Below are 21,840 nucleotides of genomic sequence, written 5' to 3'. Positions count from 1 at the left end.
AATTCAAATTGGTAAATAATAATTCTATTCTTCAATGTTTTCTTCTGAATTTTTGTACCTTTGAATTAATTCCTGCTTAACAAGCCAAAGTTCCTGAGATAAATCCACATAGTATTTATGAGGATTAGAAAATCTTCTAACTTCGTCCCATATTCTATCTACTTGATTTTTACAGTTAGTTTTTATTTCTTCTATGCTTGGAGATTCATATACACATTCACCCTTAAGAAAAACTGGTACTTGGAGTTTTTCCGCATAGAAATTTTTGACTATTTTCTTCTTCCAGATAGAAACTGGATCAAAGATTGTATAAGGTACTGTTTCATTTATGCCCTCATTTGAAAGCGTAATAACATCAGCTATTGCCTTATGGGATTTCTTATCGTATAAACGCCAAGTCATCTTGTATCCTGGATTAATAATTTTCTCTTCATTTTCACTTAATTTTATTCTTGGCGAAATTTCTCCACTTTCTTCAACTGCTACTAATTTATAAACACCACCAAATACAGGTTCTGATTTAGCAGTAACCATTCTTTCACCAACGCCAAATATGTCTATTTTAGCATCTTGATTTAATAGATCCGTTATAATATATTCATCTAAGCTGTTTGAAGCTACTATCTTACAGTCTGTAAGCCCAGCGTCATCAAGCATACTTCTTACTTTTTTAGAAAGGTATGCAAGATCCCCGCTATCTAATCTAATTGCTTTTAATCGCATGCCAATGGGTTCTAGAACATTCTTAGAAACTTTAATAGCATTAGGAATACCACTTTTAATAACATTATAAGTATCAACAAGTAGTGTACATGTATCCGGGTAGGTTTTTGCATAGGTTTCAAAAGCCTTATATTCATCTCCAAATAATTGCACCCAGGAATGAGCCATTGTACCAGTTGCAGGAACTCCAAACATTGTTTCTGCCATTACAGTAGCCGTAGCAGTTACGCCCCCTATATAAGAAGCTCTTGCTCCCATTATAGCTCCGTCAGCGCCATGTGCCCTTCTTGCTCCCAGTTCCAAAACTGGTCTTCCCTTAGCAGCTCTAACAATTCTACTTGCCTTAGTAGCTATTAAACTTTGATGATTAACTGTTAATAGAAGCATTGTTTCAATAAGTTGTGCATCTATTACCTTTGATTTTACAGTTACAAGCGCCTCATTTGGAAATACTGGTGTTCCTTCAGGTATTGCATATACATCCCCAGTAAACTTAAAGGTTAAAAGGTATTGTAAAAATTCCTCTGATAATATTCCTTTGCCTCTTAAATACTCAATATCTTCCTGTGTGAATTTCAAATTTTTAATGAAATCAATAAGTTGCTCAAGTCCTGCTACTATTGAAAAACCTGCTCCATCCGGGTTCTTTCTGTAAAACATATCAAAATACACAATAGTATCTGAAAGCCCATTTACAAAATACCCATTTGACATTGTTAGTTCATAAAAATCCATTAGCATTGAAAGATTTCTTCCTTCTTTAATATTAAAGTTATTTGTTGTTTTTTTCATTTTTGTTGTTCCTCCTAATTTTTAAATTATATTATTCACTATTTCTATACCATTTGATTGCATCTCCCAAAGAGAAACAACTTTCATTAAATCCCCATCATGAGTTCCAAAATCAAAGGTTTCAACGGAATCTATAGGAATGATAATTCTTCTGACTAGGTTCCTTTGGTTGAAGTAGGTCTTTAAGGTTGTAGCAAAATGACTTACACAAATATCTACTTCACATCCCACAATAATATAGTTTTCAATCTTTTCCTCATTCTCCTCAAGCCATATTTTAAATCCTGGTGCATGAAAACCATTAGTACTATTCTTAGGTATCATTGTAGTATTAGCATGAGATGTCGCAGCCTCTCCCCTTAGTTCTTCAATAAGCTCTGACTCTATATTATCTTTCAAACAATGCTTGGCATAATTTTCAAACTCCACTGAATTTTCATCATGCCTATCTAAAAAAAATATTTTTTTATATCCATGTGTTCTTTGGTTAATAGTTAACAAATTATTTATTATTTCTACAACTCTTGGTGATGATAATATTCCTTGGTGTACAAATCCATTTACCATGTCAATTACAATTAGTGCTGTTTTTTCTTTTGGAAGGTCTGTTAAATTAACCACCTTACCCTCTATTTCATTTCGCATATCAAATATTTTATTTATCATTAAATCCATAACATAAATCCCCCTCCATCTATATTAATTATTCTTCAAAAAAATTGTGTTCCCAGCTTTCATTAAACATATAGCAAGTTGCAGGTCTTCCCGAAGTTTCTTTTTCTTTTTCTGTTTTTATTACCATTTTTTTAATCTTTCTTCTAAAATTAGCTCTTGTTAGAGGCTTTTGTAAATGTAAGATTGCTTCATATAGTTTTTGAATTTCCCTTAGGGTAAAATATTTAGGTAAAAGAGTAAATGCTATTGGTGTATATTCTATTTTATTTTTTAGTCTCTCAATAGCACAATATACCAAATCAATATGATCAAAGGCAAGTTCGTCTTTACTCCACTCTAAAAGTTCATATGAAGGTGCTTTATTTGAAATAATCCCATTTTTAACAAATCTCTCAGTTACAAGGTAGCCTATCTTAACCTCACCATCATCAGAAACCAATGTTAGATTGTAGGTATCAATTCTCTCTATTCCTGAATTAGTAGCTGAAATAAAATCTTTTCTTACAGTAAACCATTGTGCATAAGTAGCGTCATCTCCCGCTACTTCTTTAATGCTAGTTTTAGGGGCTAAGGCCAAATAAGCTATTGAAATAACCCTCATTCTTGGGTCTCTTTCTACTAAATCACCAAAGGTTTTTAACTGTTCGAAATATACATTATCAATATTTGTTTCTTCTTTTAATTCCCTGTAGCAGGCAGTGCTTAAAGCTTCATCAATATGCACAAAACCTCCTGGAATTGCATAACATCCAAGGTATGGGTGATCTCCCCTTTTTATTAAAAGCATCTTAAGTGCTTTGTCAGGATCTTTTCCCTCAACAGGTATATCGTCTACCGTAAAAAGTAACATATCCACTGTGTTAGATGGCCTGTCATAATTTCCTGGTATATAACTTTCTAAAAATTCTTTTTGGGTTAATCCATCTTTATTTTTTATATTTATATTTCTCATAATCATTTTCCTTTCTTACTTGTCTTTTATGAGTACATACTGTTGATTTCGTTTTGTACTACTTTGATACTATCATCTTAGCATCAATATGATACAAAGTTAACATATTTTTCCATATACTCTAATTTTATATTTCGCAGCATAATAAGTCATTAGTAATATTATTCAATTAAATAATTAATCACCGATTTATTTGTTAATTTTAATTGTTGAGGAAATTCATTGTTTCTCTTGGATAAGATTGCAAAGTATCCTTCTTCCTCAAAGTGTTCTTCCATACTTTCATTATTAAAACCCAAACCTATTATTAATTCTTTGTACAGCTCTTTGTGACTAATTACATCATCTGCTACCAGATGAAAGATCCCTTTTAAATAATGTTCAATTATGTAAAGTACTTTTTTTGCTATCACTACATCAGTAATAGCATTTAATTTTAATTTCGGGTAAACAATGATTTTTTCATTGTTGGCCAGTGACTTTAATAACTGTTTCATTCTAGGAGAATCCTTTCCCCAAACTTGAGGAAGTCTTAATATACAAGCATTATCATGTAATATTTCAGTAATTTTTTTCTCGCATTCTATTTTAAATTGTCCATATTCACTACAAGAACTTGGCAAATCACCTTCATAATGAGGCTTGCTTAAATCATTATCAAATACATTCGTAGTAGAGCAATAATATAATCTACCACCACTTTTTTTTAAATATTCAGTGATTTTTGTATGTAAAATCAATTGTTTATCATAATTACCTCTTAAACACGATATTATAACTTGCGGGTTTGAAGTATTCAATATACTATTTATTCTATCTGCATCTTCAATATTCAGTTTAAAACATATATTTTGATTTAATAATGAAATTGGGCTTTCAAAGTATGTTGCATAAATCTCATATTCCTTGTATTTATTTAGTTCAGTAATTATTGCCTTTCCTACAAGCCCACTTCCACCTATCACTAATACCTTGTTCATAAAAATTACACCTCCGACACTTAAAATAAAGTTCTAAATTTGTCCATTGCTTATACACCCATTATAACTGTATTATTCGCCCTATTGCATAATGAAATGCAATTGACTCTCTGGAATACCTATTGATAAGCCGTAATCTATTGCTGGTTTCCATGTGGATTTATCTTCATAATCGAAAGTAAACTTTTTGCCCCTAAATATAACAATTATTTTTCTACCTTTTAAAAAGTGCATATACCATTCATCTTTAATGCACCCTGACAATTTTTCTATTTCATCTTCTGAAACTATAACGGTATATAGATGCCATCTTTCAGATGGATTCTCATGGTCTAATATACACAACCCAATAACTTTAAGTTTGTTAAGTACCCTATTATCAAGTAAACTCTCCTCAACAATTACACCCTTAAAGTCTTTTACAATTGCCTTACTTCCTTTTATAAAATTTTTTATATTTCTATAAAGTTGATTATCTTCCATGTTTAGCTCTCCTCAATACGAATTTTTTGATTCATACGCTTTATTATACTACAAAATTTATCATTATATCATTATTTTACCTTCGCTTGTCACCATACTCATAAAAACCATTTCTAAATCTTTCAGTGGAACGTTATATTAATACATAAGCTACTACAATACTAAAGCCAATCATTATTGTTCCAATAATGCTCATATAAATAACAAATTCAAACCTTTGTTTAGTGCTATCCAGGTCATTACTGTTACGATATTGGATACTTTCACTAGAAGACGTTCTTACCTGTTGGTAAGTATTCTTTCTTTTAACCATAGTACCCATAATAAAAATTATACCTCCAGCACAAAATTCTACTAACCCAATATAAAATAATACATTTGAAAAGCTTTCAATATTTCTATAGTTGCTATTAATTAAGCATATAGCTACTACTATCGTTAAACTCACTAGCAAACCTATTCCTATTCTTTTTATATATCCATTAATTATAATGTTTTTTCTTTTCTTCATTTCGAATCCTCCTATTTATTAGTTAATTATAAAATATTACATTGACTTATCATTTATATATAAATAACTAAAAATTACTACACAATCATACTATATTTTGAAAAGTATATCAGTACTTAATTTCAACAAAAAACTATTTTCACCTTTAATATTATAAGATTTTGATAAAAAGTTCTAAGAATAGCTCATAAATCTTCTACGTCAGAATCCTTATTCTAACCTCGATTGAACGTCCAAATAAAGTTCATATATTTTATAATAATAGTGGTAATATACGATAATTTTTATGTTATAATTTCTATATAAGCAAAGTGGAATTAATATATATATATAATTCCGTTACGTTAATATAGGGGGTTTTGTAATGAAAAAATGGGGTATGCAAAAAATAGTTATCACATCAGTATTAACATTACTTGTAATTATTGGTGTAGGATTTGGGGGATACAAATATGCTAAAATCAATCAATACAATGGCTTAATTAAAGATGCAAATAGATATATGAAAAATAATGAGTATGATAAGGCTATAGATTTATACAAGCAGTCACTAAGTTATAAAAACGCTACCAACATAGAGAATAGTATTAGGCTTGCTCAAAACTTAATAGAAGAAAATAAAGTCTATAATGAAGGCATAAGATTAATGAATGATAAAAAATATCTAGAGTCAATAGACCAATTTAAAATGATTGGAAAAGATAGTAATAAGCTCTACACAGATGCTCAAAATAATATTAATGAATGCAATAAAGAATATGTGGCACTAAATATTAGTAAAGCCAATATTGCTTTAGAATCTAATAACTATGATGAAGCTAACAATTATATAACCCAGGTATTTAAAATTGATAACAATAACGAAAATGCGAAAAACCTTAAGGATACTATAGATAAGAAAATTCTAGAACAACAGAAAACCCAAAATTCTAAAGAAGAACAAGAAAAGGCGGCTCAAATGGCTAAAGAAGCTCAAGAAAAGGCAGCTAAGGCTGCTGCTGGTAATATAACGACTAAATCTGCAACGGATATAGTTAGAAAGCTTGTACTTGAAGATTCAGATTCAAAAACGTTAAGCCAATTTGATCATGAAGAAACGGTAGATGGAGTTAAATATTTTGTTATACATGTTTATGATGTAGTTGTTGATCACACCGCAACCAGGGGATGGTACTATGTGAATCAAAACAACGGAAAAGTCTTTGATGGAACTTATGGTGACCTTATACCTATGAATTAATAAATCAATCATATTATATAAAAAAAATAAATTTTCTAATTAAAAATGACCTAGCAGTATATAGTATACTCTAAGTCATTTTTTTACCATTGCGTATATCTATATAACTTATGAATGCATATTTAGAATACTCCTTTAATCCTACTTTTTTTTCAGTATCATTATGAAGTATATTTTTTTATTCATCAATGCATCTTTTGTCATATAACATGTTCCCCTTTTATTCTACACCCACATGCCACTCTCCTGTGGGTAGCACCAGAATTCCTGGTGGCACCAAATTTCTATTTAAAAAGTTTCTTTATTACATCAAAAATACTAAAACTTGTACGATTATAAACACGATTATAGGCGGATTTTTTAGGATTTGTAAACCATCCAAACCCACGTGGAGCTTTTATCCCTAGATTATGACGTATTACTCTCTTTACGCTAGTTCTACTGCTAATCATTTTCTTTAAGCTGGGTTTCCTTATTCCAAATTTCATTATGCACCTCCCAAAATCATATTTTCTCAAATATACTTTACATGATTTAACATTATTATACCATAATTTTCTTTTTACCTACATTACTAATAAAAAAGCTCTCCCTATCCTAAGATAAGAAGATAAAAGTTACTATGGAATATGTTTTTAATCTATTTCATTTATAATAAGCTCTTTACAAGATTTTCTATAATAGCATTTTCATTTTTTTTACTCTTAACAATTTCGCTAACTGATTTAAATCCCAAACGATCTTTTATATTACTACCCATAGAAGTTACAACTAAATGTACCTTGTCTAATGAAGTTGTTTTAAAAAAAGTTCTAATAGCAGGTGCTGACCTACCAGCCCACAACGGAGTAACTACAATAAATTCATCAGTATTACTTAAATCACCATTAATCTTTATATCAACGCTCTTATTTTTTGAAGAATAATATCCAGCTTTTATATATCCTAAAATACCCTTCCAATTCATATTATCTGTGATTTCTATAACCTCACAGGAAAGTTTATTTGCTATTTTTTCACCTATCCTCTTGCTATTCCCACTTCTTGTAAAATAAATAACTTTATAATTCACAATATCATCTCCCATATTTTTAAAGGTATAATAAGATTATACATATCCAAATATAGTATAATCTATATTTGCATAAAATCATATAAAAAAAAATAGTTAAGTTGCAATATAAACCAACCATGCCACTTGCCACGTGGGTGGCACCATGTATTTTTGTTGGAATTTGTTGAACAATTATTATTGTACATACCACAATACTACAAATAAAATGCTATATTTGTGATATAATAACATATATAGGAAGCGATGATTTATGATAGGAATAAATACAGATTTTAAGCAATATATATATATTATCAAGCTTTTGATGTAGCTTGGATTAAAACTGTAAACGGAATCATAATCATTAATATTGTAGCGAGAGGGGATTATATGGAATTGAATACATTAGAACGAGAGATACTAATTGACATTTATGATGCTGATAATTTGCCAGGAATGTCATTTGAAATTGAAGATTATAAATTAACAGAGGAAGACGAAATACAGAAAAAACAAGAATTTGCTTTCTATTTAGGGAGACTAAAAAAATTAGGCTATATAAAATATAAAGATGATGAAGCCTTTTCAAAAAGTGGAATTCGTAGCGCTAAATATAATAATAATGTTACTATTGTAAATGAAGATAAAATACACATAGATTCCAAAGGAATAAAATTGGTAGAGCTTTATAATTACAATACAACAGAAAACCAAAAAGAAATGTTTAGATGCAGTTAAAAGAGTTTGAATAGAATAATAGAAGGCAGCACTAATACTCACAGGTATTAGTGCTACTTTTTTATAATCATCATTCAAATATTTCTTTTATAGAAATCGAAAACTCCTTAAATATTTCTGATTTTACCACATCATCTTTAGTATATATAGTGCTTTCTCCATATGCCTTATCTTCGTACTTATATACTGTCACAGCTTTGTTTTTAGGCGATACTATCCAATATTCTGGGATTTTAAATCTTTCATATAAATTTAACTTTGTAATAGTATCATGGCTAGCATTAGAAGGGGATGTTATCTCAATAACCATAGTTGGAACACCTTCATATGTATTCTCTTTAAATTTTGATTTATCACATATGATCATAATATCTGGTTGAACAGATTTTTTATTTTTCATTTCTTCATTTTCTAATACAACATCTAATGGAGCAATCAATACTTCACATTGTGAGTCTTTAAAATACTCTGATGCATGGATATTAATTTTATTTAAAATTCGTTGGTGCTCAACACTGGGCGACGACATATAAATTATTTCTCCATTTATAAATTCAACCCGTTCTATATCTTTTGTAATCTCAAGAAAATCTTCGTATGTAGGTTTTGCATTTGATTGAGGTATCATATCTTCACAACCTTTCTCATTAATTAATCTAATTATATCACAACAATATATTCTAATATATATAATACCAATATTTTCAATATTGTATTATTTTTAGAAATCTCTGCTATTTATTCATTTAAGTTAATAGAGTTCAAAAATAGCACTAATACTCACAGGTATTAGTGCTACTTTTTAAAGGTTATTTTCGAAAGTACAGAAATTTTAATCTTGTAAAGAAATGATCACTTATTTAAAAGCCATTTCAGTACCAAAACGGACTTATCCTTTTGTTTACACGAACTAATAATACCGATCACCTTATTATTTGTATCAATTCCAAGATCCTTGAAAATTTTAATATCTTCCACATTTATGGCATAAACAGCCCTTTTGTTATCACTTCCACTAACTTCAACCTTTTCATTTTTTATAGAATCTAAATTAAGCCCTGGGGCATCATTAAGTTTTAATAATATATCCTGTTTGGCTAAATTTTCTAGTATATCTTTATCTAATAAAACAAGATCAAGTTGTCCGACAGATATCATAGCAACAAATCTCTGCATATACTCATTCGGCATTATATCTCCCTGGCCATTTGAACCGACAGATGGTGTAACATATACAATAGCCTCTTTTCTCGTTTCTCCTTCTTTTACCACAAAACTTGTAAGTTGCTTTTCTAAATCATTCTTCTTATTCTGATCTACCACAGTTCCAATCGTAGTTAAATTAAATACATAATCTACTTTTGTCATTCTACTATGTATCATAGAACCTACTATACATATAATTACTATAGCCACTATAATATGTAACTTATAATAATCCCATATATATTCAGCTTTCTTTTTGTTACTCATGCTTTTTAAATCAGTCATGATCCCTACCCCTTTAAAGCTACTTGCCTTTTTTTTATTTTAGATCACTAATGAAATTCGGAAGATCAAAACAAGATTTAGCAATTTTCTTTGTTAAATAACGAGTTTCTTGTGGCAATCTATTTACATCCATATTGATAGGGTCATAAACATCTGAAGCCATTGTAAAACTCCATAATCCTCCTGGATAAGTTGGTACAAATGCTATATATGTCCTTACAAATTTAAAGTTATTCTTCAAAATCTTTCTTGTATTCTCAATTATATTACGATGAAGCATTGGGGATTCACTTTGACATACCATTACTCCGTCAAAATTTAATGATTTCTTTACATTTTTATAAAATTCTTCACCAAACAAATCCTTAGCTGGACCCTCAGGATCCGGTGAATCAACCATAATTACATCATACTTAATATCAGTAGTCTTTACATATTCAACACCATCTCCAAATTTAAAATTGACTCTTTTATCAAATTCAGAAACTCCAGTTATTTTAGGAAGATATTTTATACATTCTTTTGTTACTACTTCGTCAAGCTCCACCATATCAATTGTCTCAAGTTCTTTATATTTTGACAATTCTCTTACCGCTCCACAGTCTCCTCCACCAATTACCAACACATTTCGTGGATTTTTATGAGTAAGTACCGGAATATGAGTAATCATTTCATTATATATAAACCCATCTGCAGAAGTCGTCTGCATTACACCATCAAGCACAAGACAAGGACCAAATGCTGCCGTATCAATCAAAGCTACTTCTTGATAAGGTGATTTTGAATATGAAAAACATTTATTGACTTTATAAGTTATTTTCAGATCTTTTTTCTCAACTTCAACTTCCTCAAACCATAGTTCATTATCTATTTCTTTAAAATACTTTGGTAATTCATTCATTTTCATAATAATTCCTCCAATATATATATAAGTGCTCTCACTTGTATAAATTATATCATACATATTTTAAAATTCAACTTGAATATGGTAGCTTATACTAAGCGCACACAAAGAGATAAAGCAATGCTCTATCTCTTTTGTACCTTCTATAAAACCTATTTTATTATATAATTCTATTTTAAATTCATTAAAAGTTCCCCAGCCTTTACCTGTTGCCCTTCTTTAACCTTAATTGACTCAACCACACCTGCTACTGAAGCACTTACACGTGTTTCCATTTTCATAGCCTCTACTGTCATTAATGGTTGATTTTCAATAACTGTATCACCTTCTTTTACAAGAATAGCTAATATAGCTCCCGGTATTGGTGCTCCAATCTCTAGTGGATTTGTTGAATCTGCCATTTCTGACGATTCAAACTCTTGCAATTTTTTACTATGTCTATCTTTTATTTTTATTTCTCTTCTATTTCCATCTACCTCAAAAGCAACGCTTTTATTACCTTCTGCATCTAATTTATCGATTTTAAGAAGCTTTATCATATAAGCTTTTCCATCAGCAACTTCTGCTTCACAAGTTTCGCCTACATTTAGACCGTGGAAATACACATCACTTCCAATTCTACTTAAATCTCCAAATTCTTTAATGTATTTAATATAGCTTTCAAATACCTCAGGATATAATGAATAGCTTAATATATCTTTTTTGTCTGGGATAATACTAAATTTCTCTATTAAGTGTTTTTCTATTTTACCAAAATCCTCGTTTGGTAGTAATTCACCAGGTCTACATGTAATTGGCGCCTCTCCCTTTAAAACTAATTTCTGTAGCTTTTCTGGGAACCCACCCATTGGCTGACCCATCATTCCTTTAAAATATGCTACAACAGAATCTGGGAAAGAAATATTAGTTGCTTTTTGGTATATATTTTCCGGTGTAAGATCATTTTGAACCATAAATATTGCAAAGTCTCCAACCATCTTAGAGGATGGTGTCACCTTAACAATGTCTCCCACCATATCATTTACAACTTTATACATTTCCTTAATTTCACTAAATTTATGTGAAAGTCCGAAACTTTCTACCTGAGGTTTCAAATTAGAGTATTGACCTCCTGGAATCTCATAACGATAAATTTCAGCAGAACCAGATTTAAGTCCCGATTCAAATTTATGGTAAACCGGCCTTACTGCATCCCAATAATCTGAAACTTTCTGAATCCCTTTGAGTTCTATACCAGTATCCCTTTCAGTATTCGTAAGTGCTGCAACAATTGAGTTTAAAGCTGGTTGACTTGTAAGTCCTGACATACTATTAAAAGCAGTATCTACAATGTCAACGCCAGCCTGAGCTGCCATAAGAACCGTGGCAACTCCATTGCCTGTAGTATCATGAGTATGAAGATGAATAGGCATTCCTACCTCTTTCTTTAGTGCATCAACTAACTTAAATGCAGCATGAGGTTTTAGTAATGCAGACATATCTTTTATTCCTAAAATATGTGCTCCTGTTTTTTCAATTTCCTTTGCTAGCTTAATATAATAATCCAAATTATATTTGTCCTTTTTATCGTTTAAGATATCTCCGGTGTAACAGATGCAAGCTTCTGCAACCTTGCCACTTTTAAGAACTTCATCTATTGAAACTTCCATCCCTTTTAGCCAATTTAGAGAATCAAAAATTCGGAAAATATCGATACCTGTATTTGCAGATTCTTTAATAAATTCACGAATTACATTATCCGGGTAATTTTTATAGCCTACTGCATTGGCGCCACGTATGAGCATCTGGAACATTACATTAGGAATTCTCTTTCTTAGTTCTATTAGCCTTTCCCATGGTGATTCATTTAAATATCGGTATGCTACATCAAAAGTAGCTCCCCCCCACATATCAAGAGAAAACAAATCCGCTCCATACATAGAAGTAGCTTTTGCTATCTTTAACATATCCTTTGTCCTCACCCTAGTTGCCATTAATGATTGATGAGCATCTCTCATTGTAGAATCCGTTAAGAGTAATTTATTTTGCTCTTTAATCCATTTTAAAAGACCCTGTGTACCTTGAATATCTAAAATCTGTTTTGTTCCACTTAATTTTTTAGGCTCTATAATATTAGGAACAAGCGGCACATCATAAAGTTTTTTAATGCCATTAGTTTCATTCACTACTTTTTCTCCAATGAATTTTAGCAATCTATTTTCTTCATCTGCCTTAGGTGCAATGGATATTAAATCAGTATTTTCCTCAATAAAATCTGTATTACATTCCCCCTTTAAAAAAGTAGGATGATTCAATACATTAATTAAAAAACCTATATTAGTCTTTACTCCTGTAATTTTAGTTTCTTCCACAGCTCTTATGGACTTCTTTATAGCATCCTTAAAGGTCCTAGACCATGAAATATTCTTTACAAGAAGACTATCATAATAGGGGCTGATTACCGCTCCTGCAAACCCATTACCACCATCTAGCCTTATTCCAAAGCCAGAACCCGTTCTATACTCTTCTATTTTCCCAGTATCTGGTGCAAAATTATTAGAAGGATCCTCTGTTGTTATACGACATTGAATAGAAAAACCTCGGACTTTAACATCTTCTTGAGAGTTAATTCCTATTTCACAAGAATTTAGTGCGTAATCTTCTGCTATAAGTATTTGACTTTGCACTATATCAATACCTGTTACCATCTCTGTAACGGTATGTTCAACTTGAATCCTAGGATTCATTTCTATAAAATAATGGTTTCCATGTATATCTACTAAAAACTCCAAGGTTCCAGCACTTATATAATTTACTGATTTAGCTATTTTTAATGCATCACTACATATTTCATTTCTTTTCTCCTCTGATATTGAGAAAGCGGGTGTATACTCTACAACCTTTTGGTGCCTTCTTTGAATAGAACAATCCCTTTCGTGCAAATGAACAATGTTGCCAAATTTATCACCAAGAACCTGTACTTCTATATGTTTAGACTTTTCAAGATATTTTTCTATAAAAAGCTTATCTATACCAAATGCTTTTTTTGCTTCACTCCTGGCACTTTTATAAGATGAAGCGAGTTCTTCTTCATTTTTTACAATTCTCATACCACGACCACCGCCACCAGCAACTGCCTTTAGCATAACGGGATAACCACATTTCCTTGCTAGTTTCGTAGCGTCCTCTATTGTTTCAATATTTTTTTCATCGCCAGGTATTGTAGGAACTCCTACCGCCTTTGCTACAATTTTAGATTTAATTTTATCCCCAAGTTTATCCATCATTTCTGCCGTTGGTCCTATAAATTCAATACCTGCTCTAGTACATTTTTTTGCAAATTCAGGGTTCTCTGATAAAAATCCATACCCAGGGTGAATGGCATCTACCCCTTTTTTAAGTGCAATACTGATTATTTCTTCAATGTTTAGATAAGCATCAACAGGACTTCTATTTTCTCCAATTAAATAAGCTTCATCTGCCTTAGTTTTAAACAGTGAATATTTGTCCTCATTAGAATAAATTGCCACCGTACGAATTCCCAGTTCATGACAGGCCCTAAAAATTCTTATGGCAATTTCGCCTCTATTCGCTACTAATACTCTTTTAAATTTTTTCACTTTAATACCCCCTGTTTTAACCTTTAACTCACTTTATTATTCATTATCATTATTTAATAGGATACAGTATATTTAGTAAGAATGCAATTTAATTTTCTCAGACCGTCATATTTTTATAAAAATAGTAAAAGATAACTTAAAGAATAATTCTTCAAACTTTAGGAGAAGATAAATAAATATTCAATACATAGTTTTAATAACTATGTATTGAATTGTTAGTATTTATATGATATATTATTAATATATATTAAATGAATTAATCTAATCAATTTATACGTTATAATTAAATTTTATGGAGGTTAATTATGGAAATAAAAGATAGTTACATTTTTGTAACCTTTGGTGATTCTATTACAAGGGGAATTATTTATGATGATATAAAATCTAAATATACACCATCTAAAGAAAACTTTACTACCATCCTTTCTGATAAAATAAAAGGGAAAGTATACAATGCCGGTAAATTTGGTAATACAATTATACGTGGTGCAAGTAAAATGTATAATGATGTTATCAAAAAATCACCTGATGTTGTTTTAATAGAATTTGGCGGTAATGACTGCGATTATAATTGGGATGATATTGCTAAAAATCCTGACATGGAATACAAACCAAATACTGATATTTCTACTTTTCGCGAAACACTGCTTTCCATGATAGACACATTAAAAACTAATCACATACTCCCTATTCTTATGACCTTACCACCACTGGATCCACTAAAATATTTTAAATGGGTTGCAAAAGAAGATGCATCTTCCGAGCAAAACATTTTACAATGGTTAGGTACAAAGGATAATATTTTTAACTGGCATAATTCATATAACAATATAATCACTGAGGTAGCTAATGCCACTAATACTGTGCTTATAGATGTGAGAACAGAGTTTTTAAAGTATAGCGATTATACTCAGTTCTTATGTAAAGATGGAATACATCCAAATGTTGGTGGTCAATCATTAATAGCAACTGTTATTTTAAAATTTATGAGTGATAACTATAATTTTTTATTACAATCGTAATTATTAAACCTTATACCCCTGTTGTTGTTAAGTTAGCACGAAATTAAACGATAATATAACAAGACAAAAAAATAATAATGACAAAGGGGGGGAAGTATTTAGATATATGAATATAATTGGAATTAATGAGACAACCACATCAAATTATGCACTTACAAATGATACAAGAAAAGTAGTTTCTAAAAATGATGAAAATAGTAATCCTTCAAAAATTAAAGAGGAATCGAAAGATTTAAAAACTGATACATTTATTAAATCTACAGAAACAGATGAAACAAATCCAACTTATAAGCCTTTAAGGAAAAAACTTTCCACAGAAGAAGTTAAAGCTTTAAAAGAAGAACAAGCAAATTTTAAAACAGATCTCATAAAAAAATTCATACGTGACACAATAAATATTCAAAATAGATTACTAGGAAAATCAATCCAAAATGAGACAGATCAAATGCCTAAAAAAACTACAGATTTACTTACTAAAATATTTGGTTCTGTTAAAAATGCATACCCACAACTGGCAACAACTCCAGAAGGTGCTGCTAAAGCAATAGAAGAAGGCGGCGCATATTCTGTAAATGCAGTGGCAGATCGTATAATGACTATGGCAAAGGCTATTGCAGGAGATGACCCCCAAAAATTACAACAAATGAGAGATGCTGTGGAAAAAGGTTTTTCAGAGGCCGGATTAGAGTTTAATAGTGCAACCAAAAGTGATTTACCACAGATTTGCAAAGACACCTACACTGAGGTAATGAAAAGATTTGATGAATTACAAAATAATAACGAGTAATAAAGTATAGCCCTTAAGATTAATAATCTTAAGGGCTATACTTTATCCAGTCCTTGACATAATAGCATACTTGCAATACAATATAGCTACTAAGATGCATTGCAAGGTAGGTGATATAAAATGGCAAATTCTTCTCAGCTATTGAAAGGAATTCTAGAAGGTTGTATTTTGAAAATAATTTTACAAAAGGAAACTTACGGATATGAATTATACAGTTCATTAAAAAACAATGGTTTTGATGATTTATCTGAAGGAACTTTATATCCACTGCTAATTAGACTAGAGAAAAATGGTTTGTTATCATCAATTAGCAGAGACTCTCCACTTGGACCAAAGCGAAAATACTATTCTCTAACTAAACTAGGGAAAGATGAATTCTCAGATTTTTGTAACTCCTGGGATAAAATTTCAAAATCAGTTAATAAGATATTGGGGGAAGAATTAAATGAATAAAACAAAATCGCTAATAAAACAATTAAATACAGCTTCTGAAAACTTATCCAAAGAAAACAAAGTTATATTTACTGACATTGTAGTCTATATAAGAATGTCTAATATAAAAATAAAAGATGCAGAAGAATTTCTTCAACAGATACTAGACAGTTTCTTAAATGCAGAAGAGCAAGGTGTAAGTATTGAAAGTGTGTTAGGCACACCTGATATTAAACATTACTGTGAAGAAATAGTAAATACTTATAAATCAAGCTATAATTATCTATCACTCTATAGTGATTATATTATGTTCGCAGGGCAGTTTATAATAATACTATCAATTATTAATTATATTATACAAAATTTAACCGTTATTATAGTATCCAGTCTTAGCAATTTTACATTTAATCTAAACTTTAATTTGGGAATGATTTTTCAGTTTTTACTTATAGGTTTGGCAATCATTTTTATTTTCTCTTACACAAAAAAAACTTGCTTTAAGCAATCTGTTAATTGCAGTAAAATAAAAGAGTTTTTTAAACTTTGGGGGAAAGCCTGTCTATGGATTAGTATACCTATTGTTTGTTACGTATTTTTAGGAGAAATATTAGTATTTAAAGTAAATATGTTTATAGTTCTTATTATTGGTCTTGTTTTATATTTTTCCGGTAAATATTTATCAGAAAAATAACTAATATATATATATATTGATAAAAATTAAAGATACAAGTTATAATACATGTATATGAAATCATAAAATTATAAAATACAAACTTAGGAGGTGATTTCTAATTGTCAGATACGTGGATGTGTGTAAGTGATATAAAAGGTGCTACAGAAGGCAAATTGTTTTTAAGCAATGGAGACATTTCTAAAGATACAAAGCAGGTTAGATTAATAAGAATGGATAGTGAAATAAGACTATTTGTAAGTTTTGAAGAAATAAATGAATTCTTTAAGCAAGTAGAAAATAGTGCTACACTTTATGGATTACATGATTGCGAAAGCTATACTAATACAATAAGGAAATTACTTCACATAAATTTAAAGGTTAGTTTAGGTTACAGTAAAGTTAATCTAGATATTTTTGACAACGATACTCTTTATAGAATTTACACAGAACTATTATTATATCTTTATAAAATTAAACCAGAGGACCTTCTTATACAATTTTCTACAACAATAAGATATCAATTAGAGTCACTTAAAATGGTTTACGAGAATAAAGATATAGTTAATTTTGATGAAGAATTCGAGCAAACAGCAATACAGTTTAAAAAGATATATGAAATTTGCGATTCAATGAAATCGGAAGTTGAATTAATTGAGATAGATTATAGGAGTAAAGTGATAAAAGAAAGAATGAAAAAAAGAAGAGAAATAAATAGATTAAATATTTTAATGTTAGATGAGATTAAAGAAATGAAAGACTAAATTACATTAGTTTTACAATGAAAATAAGGGGGATGTACTTATAATGTTAAAAGTACTGGCAATAAATTCAAGTAGTAGAAAAATGAATACTTACGGTCTAATTGTTCAGATTAGTGAAATATTAAAAAGTCACAATATTGATATAGAAATATTAAACCTCTTTGATTATGATATTAAAGCTTGCATTGGTTGTGAACATTGTTTGGTTAAAGGTGGCTGCGTTTTAGATGATCAGGTAGAAAGTATAATGGATAAAATCAGATTGTGTGATGGACTAATTTTAACTTCACCAGTTTATATGGAAAATGTATCTGGAAAACTAAAGACATTTGTTGATAGAACCTGCAGCTGGTTTCATCGTCCCCAAATTTATGGCAAACCCATTCTTGTAATATCCACAACCAAAGGCTCTGGTCTTAAATCCACTTTAAAATATTTACAGAGAGTTGTAGTTCAATGGGGTGGATTTAATGCTGGCGAAATAGGTAGAAATATTCGAACAATAAACAATAAAATCTCGCAAAGTGAATGCGAGAATTTTATTAACCATCTTAGTATGCGTAAAGAAAATTATAAGCCTTCATTAAATTCCCTTATAAATTTCCAAGTTCAGAAGGTACTCTCCTATAAACTAGTGGGCCTAGACACAGAGTATTGGAGTGAAAAAGGATGGTTTTCTGATTCATATTATTTTAAATGCAGAATAAATATCTTTAACAGACTAATATCCACAAGCTTTGGTAAATTTTTAAATAAAATGGTAAATAAAAAACTTACCCCGTAATTAAAGTTTTTAGCGTTTTACACTCTTCAAAACTCTGATCTAATTCTAGTGATTTTTCTGCAAACTCTAGTGCTGTTTCAATTTTGCTTAAATTGTAAAAACAAACTGCAATTCTATAATAAATTTCAGCACTAGCACCATATAATTCAAGTGAATATTCAAAAAATCTTAAGGCGTCATTATCATAACCAATATAAGTAAACAATAAGCCTATATAGTATGCTAAATCCCCCTCTTCACCTATAGGAAAATAATGTTCCCAAACTTTGTTCATTACTATAACCAGTTCCTCTATTGGAAAATCTTCTTCAGTATCCATTCTTTCAGTCAATATATTATATACTTCTTGGAAGGTTCTTGCATCCCAAACAGTAAAGCGAAGAAAGGTTAGGATTTGTTTTGTTTCTAAAGATTCGCTTAGAGGCACAACTGCTTTTTTCAAAATATAAAAATCATCTGGTCCTATACTTTCAATAATTTCCTTATAAGCCATTGTGGTTTCTACAAAATCATGAGAACTATTGCTAAGTAAAAATAGTGACATGTTTATATTTTCATGATCATAGATGCTATGCAAGGCTTTTCCGCCAATATTTTTAAAATATTGTTCTAATGAATGAAAGTTAACTGTCATAGAAATGCAGCCGTGTTTTGATAAAAACGGATGAGAATTCTTGTGCATTTCTTTTTCATTTTTATAACCTTTATCCGCGGATATTAAAATTATATCATCATTAAAGGATTTTTTTAACCTAGATATAGCTCGTAATGCCATTATAGGTACAGAAAAACTTGTGTCTTCCAAATGATTTTTGTAATATAAAAGTACATTATTAAAATCATCGTCTTCATAATAATTATTACCCACAATTTTATTGTCTGTATAATAATAATCCAAACCGGCCAGTATAGATTTATCCGTAGGGTTAGGCTTTACCTCTGGTGATGTTATTGTAATCAGACCCTCATAGATTTCCCCCTTGTTCACATAAAAGGTATCTTGTGGAAGGCTGTCAAATGTATAATTAGCAATTAAAATCAATGGATTTTTAAGATTTCCACTAGATAAAACTTCCCCACTGTGTCTTAACTTAAGCTGATCATCTTTTGATATATCAAAGGTTGCGCAGTCTAGCACTCCACAATCAAAATAAGGCTTTAAAAAGCTATGATTCATCCAATATTCAATATTCTTTTCCGAAAAATCAGTTACTACATATTTAAATTTCAGTCCCTTAAGGGACGAATTCTCTATTAGTTGTAAAAATCTTTTAAGAAAGGTATAGGTAAATCGACCTACTCCTGAAGCAAGCTCCATTATGTATATAGTAGAGTTTTTTTCTATATCCGTCCTTGTAACATAGTCCCTACAGTACCCAAATATAGTTTTAGCATACAAATTTGCAATATAAGGATTGGTAGTTATATACTGTGGTACAATACCCTTAGTCCAAGCCTCTGGGCCTTGATTTGCAAAGAAATCTTTCTGTAGACCCCATAACATAGACTCTGATAATTGGCTTTCAGCTTCAAGTATAACTGCAGTTTTTGACAATTTAATTCCCCCTAGCTTTGTCTTACTTTCCCATCTTTATATTTGAAAGCTTCTCATAAAATTTCACAATGGAACTGTGGTCATCTAATTCAAGTCCATCGACTCTTAAAGATTGCATAATCTCCATTACATCTGTAGTCAGTGGCAATATTGAACCTACCTCATGTCCTGATTCTATAGCATTTTTAAGATCTTTTATATGTAAATTCACTTTAAACCCAGGATTAAAATCACGATTTATCATCTTTGGAAATTTATTATCTAAAACACTACTACCTGCACTTCCACCTCTTATTGCCTTATAAACCTTTTCAGGATCAACTCCAGCCTTAGCTGCATAAACAAGTGCTTCAGACACGGCTGCTATATTTATTGCAACAATCATATTGTTTGCAAGCTTTGTAATTTGTCCTGCTCCATTTTCACCTACAAGCGTAACAGATGACCCCATGGCACTAAATATATCTATACATTCATTGAAATCTTCCTGTTTGCCACCTACCATAATTGCTAATGTGCCTTTAATTGCACCTGTATCTCCCCCACTAACCGGAGCATCTAACATGCGAATTTTCTTTTCTAAAAGCTTGCCTGCAATTTTTTTAGTAACCTTAGGCGAAATAGAACTCATGTCTATTACAATTGTTCCTTGTCTAGCTCCTTCAATTACACCATTTTTTTCTAAAATCACTTCGTAAACCTGAGGCGAATCAGGAACCATTGTTATAATAACATTAGTTTTTTCTGCAACTTCCCTTGGAGAAAATGCTTGCACTGCCCCTTCCTTTACTAGCTCTTTTAAGTTATTATTTTCGTTGTGATTATATACAACTAGTTCATAACCTGCTTTCATAAGGTTTCTTATCATGGGTGTACCCATAATCCCAATTCCTATAAATCCAATTTTCTGCTTCATAATTAACTCCTTTTCACCTTTAATATTTTTAAATTAATTTAATTATATCATGCATTGCCTTATATGAAAAACGTATAAACTTTTTGTTAAATATTCGAATAGTTCATTAATATACTGTATAATTGAATAAAGACACAATGGTAGGAGGATTTTGTATGGCAAAGAAAATTTCTATTATCATTTTTATATTTTTATTATTTACTAGCACAAATTCTTTTGCAGGTGATACTCCTGAGTCAATTATGTCTGGTAAACAAAAGGCACTTTTTATAGGTAAAATAATTGCTATTAGTGATGACACATATAGTATAACCACCTCTACTATTATGATGGGAAATATTCAGCAATCAGAAATCCAGATCAAAAAGTTCGATAAATATTATGGAACCGGTGATATACCTAAAGTAGGTGATTTTATTGTAGCAGTTTTGTTAGATGATAATAATATTGATAACACATGGGTATTTAAAACCACATCTGAGGACTATAAGACCTTAAAACTTGTTAGTGAACCATATGGAATGGTAGTTCGCTATGAAGAATACATAAATGAAGGAAAATACATTGAAGCACAAAAAACAATAGATAAAAATAAAAAAGCATCTATTGTTCCTGCCGATAGCAGTTTAGAAACAAAGGATATAACACGAAGTAATAAAGTTAAGTCCTATCTACCGCAAAGTCGTTTTGTATTAATTTTACTTGTTACTGGGATAATAGCTTTTTTTATAGTTGCATTTAAGAAGCGACACAATAGATAAAATAAAA

23 protein-coding genes are annotated in these 21,840 nt (G+C 30.3%); 9 read left to right on the top strand and 14 right to left on the bottom strand.

All coding sequences use genetic code 11. The annotated features are described in order from the left end of the window. Positions 1-24 precede the first annotated feature (24 nt). From ACREWB_RS01900 to ACREWB_RS01875, 6 genes are all read right to left on the bottom strand, one after another. The gene (locus ACREWB_RS01900; protein ID WP_431545792.1) at positions 25-1,515 is read right to left on the bottom strand and encodes a nicotinate phosphoribosyltransferase; all 1,491 of its coding nucleotides are present in this window, start codon (positions 1,513-1,515) and stop codon (positions 25-27) included. A gap of 21 nt (positions 1,516-1,536) precedes the next feature. After that, on the bottom strand, positions 1,537-2,190 hold the full coding sequence (locus ACREWB_RS01895; RefSeq protein WP_431545791.1) for a cysteine hydrolase family protein: 654 nt from the start codon (positions 2,188-2,190) through the stop codon (positions 1,537-1,539). A gap of 28 nt (positions 2,191-2,218) precedes the next feature. Continuing rightward, positions 2,219-3,142, bottom strand: a complete 924-nt coding sequence (locus tag ACREWB_RS01890) for an NUDIX hydrolase (protein WP_431545790.1) — start codon at positions 3,140-3,142, stop codon at positions 2,219-2,221. A 161-nt stretch (positions 3,143-3,303) separates the two neighbouring features. Then, on the bottom strand, positions 3,304-4,122 hold the full coding sequence (locus ACREWB_RS01885) for a sugar nucleotide-binding protein (protein WP_431545789.1): 819 nt from the start codon (positions 4,120-4,122) through the stop codon (positions 3,304-3,306). Positions 4,123-4,203: 81 nt separating this feature from the next. Next, positions 4,204-4,605 (bottom strand): hypothetical protein, encoded by a 402-nt coding sequence (locus ACREWB_RS01880; RefSeq protein WP_431545788.1) that lies wholly within the window; start codon positions 4,603-4,605, stop codon positions 4,204-4,206. 133 nt (positions 4,606-4,738) lie between these two features. Then, positions 4,739-5,116, bottom strand: a complete 378-nt coding sequence (locus ACREWB_RS01875; protein WP_431545787.1) for a hypothetical protein — start codon at positions 5,114-5,116, stop codon at positions 4,739-4,741. Positions 5,117-5,480: 364 nt separating this feature from the next. Here ACREWB_RS01875 and ACREWB_RS01870 point away from each other — a divergent pair, with 364 nt between their 5' ends. Further along, complete coding sequence (locus ACREWB_RS01870; protein WP_431545786.1) at positions 5,481-6,356, top strand: tetratricopeptide repeat protein; 876 nt, start codon at positions 5,481-5,483, stop codon at positions 6,354-6,356. A gap of 284 nt (positions 6,357-6,640) precedes the next feature. Here the strand turns inward: ACREWB_RS01870 and ACREWB_RS01865 are convergent, their stop codons facing one another. Beyond that, entirely contained in the window at positions 6,641-6,844 is a 204-nt protein-coding gene (locus ACREWB_RS01865) for a hypothetical protein (protein ID WP_431545785.1), read from the bottom strand. A 161-nt stretch (positions 6,845-7,005) separates the two neighbouring features. Further along, the gene (locus tag ACREWB_RS01860; protein WP_431545784.1) at positions 7,006-7,428 is read right to left on the bottom strand and encodes a flavodoxin family protein; all 423 of its coding nucleotides are present in this window, start codon (positions 7,426-7,428) and stop codon (positions 7,006-7,008) included. Between the two features lie 372 nt (positions 7,429-7,800). Here ACREWB_RS01860 and ACREWB_RS01855 point away from each other — a divergent pair, with 372 nt between their 5' ends. Continuing rightward, positions 7,801-8,148: a hypothetical protein gene (locus ACREWB_RS01855; protein ID WP_431545783.1), complete on the top strand. Its 348-nt coding sequence runs from the start codon at positions 7,801-7,803 to the stop codon at positions 8,146-8,148. A gap of 70 nt (positions 8,149-8,218) precedes the next feature. Here the strand turns inward: ACREWB_RS01855 and ACREWB_RS01850 are convergent, their stop codons facing one another. The 4 genes from ACREWB_RS01850 to ACREWB_RS01835 all read right to left on the bottom strand — a co-directional run bounded on the left by ACREWB_RS01850 (position 8,219) and on the right by ACREWB_RS01835 (position 14,142). Beyond that, positions 8,219-8,776, bottom strand: coding sequence for a Uma2 family endonuclease (locus tag ACREWB_RS01850; RefSeq protein WP_431545782.1), 558 nt, complete (start codon positions 8,774-8,776; stop codon positions 8,219-8,221). A 224-nt stretch (positions 8,777-9,000) separates the two neighbouring features. Beyond that, positions 9,001-9,639 carry a hypothetical protein gene (locus tag ACREWB_RS01845; RefSeq protein WP_431545781.1) on the bottom strand — a complete coding sequence of 213 codons (639 nt, stop codon included), beginning with the start codon at positions 9,637-9,639 and terminating at the stop codon, positions 9,001-9,003. Between the two features lie 34 nt (positions 9,640-9,673). Next, complete coding sequence (gene speE / locus ACREWB_RS01840; RefSeq protein ID WP_431545780.1) at positions 9,674-10,546, bottom strand: polyamine aminopropyltransferase; 873 nt, start codon at positions 10,544-10,546, stop codon at positions 9,674-9,676. 167 nt (positions 10,547-10,713) lie between these two features. Further along, positions 10,714-14,142 carry a pyruvate carboxylase gene (locus ACREWB_RS01835; RefSeq protein WP_431545779.1) on the bottom strand — a complete coding sequence of 1,143 codons (3,429 nt, stop codon included), beginning with the start codon at positions 14,140-14,142 and terminating at the stop codon, positions 10,714-10,716. Between the two features lie 305 nt (positions 14,143-14,447). Here ACREWB_RS01835 and ACREWB_RS01830 point away from each other — a divergent pair, with 305 nt between their 5' ends. The 6 genes from ACREWB_RS01830 (at position 14,448) to ACREWB_RS01805 (ending at position 18,601) form a co-directional block, all read left to right on the top strand. Continuing rightward, positions 14,448-15,164, top strand: a complete 717-nt coding sequence (locus ACREWB_RS01830; protein WP_431545778.1) for an SGNH/GDSL hydrolase family protein — start codon at positions 14,448-14,450, stop codon at positions 15,162-15,164. A gap of 106 nt (positions 15,165-15,270) precedes the next feature. Continuing rightward, entirely contained in the window at positions 15,271-15,951 is a 681-nt protein-coding gene (locus ACREWB_RS01825; protein ID WP_431545777.1) for a hypothetical protein, read from the top strand. 120 nt (positions 15,952-16,071) lie between these two features. Beyond that, positions 16,072-16,404: a PadR family transcriptional regulator gene (locus ACREWB_RS01820; RefSeq protein WP_431545776.1), complete on the top strand. Its 333-nt coding sequence runs from the start codon at positions 16,072-16,074 to the stop codon at positions 16,402-16,404. Continuing rightward, complete coding sequence (locus ACREWB_RS01815) at positions 16,397-17,074, top strand: DUF1048 domain-containing protein (protein WP_431545775.1); 678 nt, start codon at positions 16,397-16,399, stop codon at positions 17,072-17,074. Before ACREWB_RS01820 ends, ACREWB_RS01815 begins: the two co-directional genes overlap by 8 nt. Positions 17,075-17,175: 101 nt before the next feature. Continuing rightward, entirely contained in the window at positions 17,176-17,817 is a 642-nt protein-coding gene (locus tag ACREWB_RS01810) for a hypothetical protein (RefSeq protein WP_431545774.1), read from the top strand. A 43-nt stretch (positions 17,818-17,860) separates the two neighbouring features. After that, a complete protein-coding gene (locus tag ACREWB_RS01805; RefSeq protein ID WP_431545773.1) occupies positions 17,861-18,601 on the top strand; it encodes a flavodoxin family protein in 741 nt (246 codons plus the stop codon). Here ACREWB_RS01805 and ACREWB_RS01800 read toward each other — a convergent pair. Together ACREWB_RS01800 and garR are read right to left on the bottom strand one after the other, a co-directional pair. After that, a complete protein-coding gene (locus ACREWB_RS01800) occupies positions 18,591-20,156 on the bottom strand; it encodes a tetratricopeptide repeat protein (RefSeq protein ID WP_431545772.1) in 1,566 nt (521 codons plus the stop codon). The genes ACREWB_RS01805 and ACREWB_RS01800 overlap by 11 nt on opposite strands. 22 nt (positions 20,157-20,178) lie before the next feature. Further along, a complete protein-coding gene (garR, locus tag ACREWB_RS01795; RefSeq protein WP_431545771.1) occupies positions 20,179-21,072 on the bottom strand; it encodes a 2-hydroxy-3-oxopropionate reductase in 894 nt (297 codons plus the stop codon). A 155-nt stretch (positions 21,073-21,227) separates the two neighbouring features. Here garR and ACREWB_RS01790 point away from each other — a divergent pair, with 155 nt between their 5' ends. Continuing rightward, the gene (locus ACREWB_RS01790; RefSeq protein ID WP_431545770.1) at positions 21,228-21,833 is read left to right on the top strand and encodes a hypothetical protein; all 606 of its coding nucleotides are present in this window, start codon (positions 21,228-21,230) and stop codon (positions 21,831-21,833) included. The last annotated feature ends 7 nt before the right edge of the window (positions 21,834-21,840 follow it).

The organism is Clostridium sp. (assembly GCF_050717635.1).
Taxonomy (GTDB): Bacteria; Bacillota; Clostridia; order Clostridiales; family Clostridiaceae; genus Clostridium_AD.
Note: the sequence above shows the minus strand (reverse complement) of the source record. Positions and strands in the feature narration are given on the sequence as shown.

Bases quoted from the DNA above. Each gene is read 5' to 3' on its own strand.
- speE (WP_431545780.1), bottom strand. From the start codon at position 10,546: ATGAAAATGAATGAATTACCAAAGTATTTTAAAGAAATAGATAATGAA.
- ACREWB_RS01900 (WP_431545792.1), bottom strand. From the start codon at position 1,515: ATGAAAAAAACAACAAATAACTTTAATATTAAAGAAGGAAGAAATCTT.
- ACREWB_RS01870 (WP_431545786.1), top strand. From the start codon at position 5,481: ATGAAAAAATGGGGTATGCAAAAAATAGTTATCACATCAGTATTAACA.
- ACREWB_RS01890 (WP_431545790.1), bottom strand. From the start codon at position 3,142: ATGAGAAATATAAATATAAAAAATAAAGATGGATTAACCCAAAAAGAA.
- ACREWB_RS01825 (WP_431545777.1), top strand. From the start codon at position 15,271: ATGAATATAATTGGAATTAATGAGACAACCACATCAAATTATGCACTT.
- ACREWB_RS01885 (WP_431545789.1), bottom strand. From the start codon at position 4,122: ATGAACAAGGTATTAGTGATAGGTGGAAGTGGGCTTGTAGGAAAGGCA.
- ACREWB_RS01830 (WP_431545778.1), top strand. From the start codon at position 14,448: ATGGAAATAAAAGATAGTTACATTTTTGTAACCTTTGGTGATTCTATT.
- ACREWB_RS01820 (WP_431545776.1), top strand. From the start codon at position 16,072: ATGGCAAATTCTTCTCAGCTATTGAAAGGAATTCTAGAAGGTTGTATT.
- garR (WP_431545771.1), bottom strand. From the start codon at position 21,072: ATGAAGCAGAAAATTGGATTTATAGGAATTGGGATTATGGGTACACCC.
- ACREWB_RS01850 (WP_431545782.1), bottom strand. From the start codon at position 8,776: ATGATACCTCAATCAAATGCAAAACCTACATACGAAGATTTTCTTGAG.
- ACREWB_RS01880 (WP_431545788.1), bottom strand. From the start codon at position 4,605: ATGGAAGATAATCAACTTTATAGAAATATAAAAAATTTTATAAAAGGA.
- ACREWB_RS01875 (WP_431545787.1), bottom strand. From the start codon at position 5,116: ATGAAGAAAAGAAAAAACATTATAATTAATGGATATATAAAAAGAATA.
- ACREWB_RS01895 (WP_431545791.1), bottom strand. From the start codon at position 2,190: ATGGATTTAATGATAAATAAAATATTTGATATGCGAAATGAAATAGAG.
- ACREWB_RS01815 (WP_431545775.1), top strand. From the start codon at position 16,397: ATGAATAAAACAAAATCGCTAATAAAACAATTAAATACAGCTTCTGAA.
- ACREWB_RS01805 (WP_431545773.1), top strand. From the start codon at position 17,861: ATGTTAAAAGTACTGGCAATAAATTCAAGTAGTAGAAAAATGAATACT.
- ACREWB_RS01845 (WP_431545781.1), bottom strand. From the start codon at position 9,639: ATGACTGATTTAAAAAGCATGAGTAACAAAAAGAAAGCTGAATATATA.
- ACREWB_RS01855 (WP_431545783.1), top strand. From the start codon at position 7,801: ATGGAATTGAATACATTAGAACGAGAGATACTAATTGACATTTATGAT.
- ACREWB_RS01865 (WP_431545785.1), bottom strand. From the start codon at position 6,844: ATGAAATTTGGAATAAGGAAACCCAGCTTAAAGAAAATGATTAGCAGT.
- ACREWB_RS01790 (WP_431545770.1), top strand. From the start codon at position 21,228: ATGGCAAAGAAAATTTCTATTATCATTTTTATATTTTTATTATTTACT.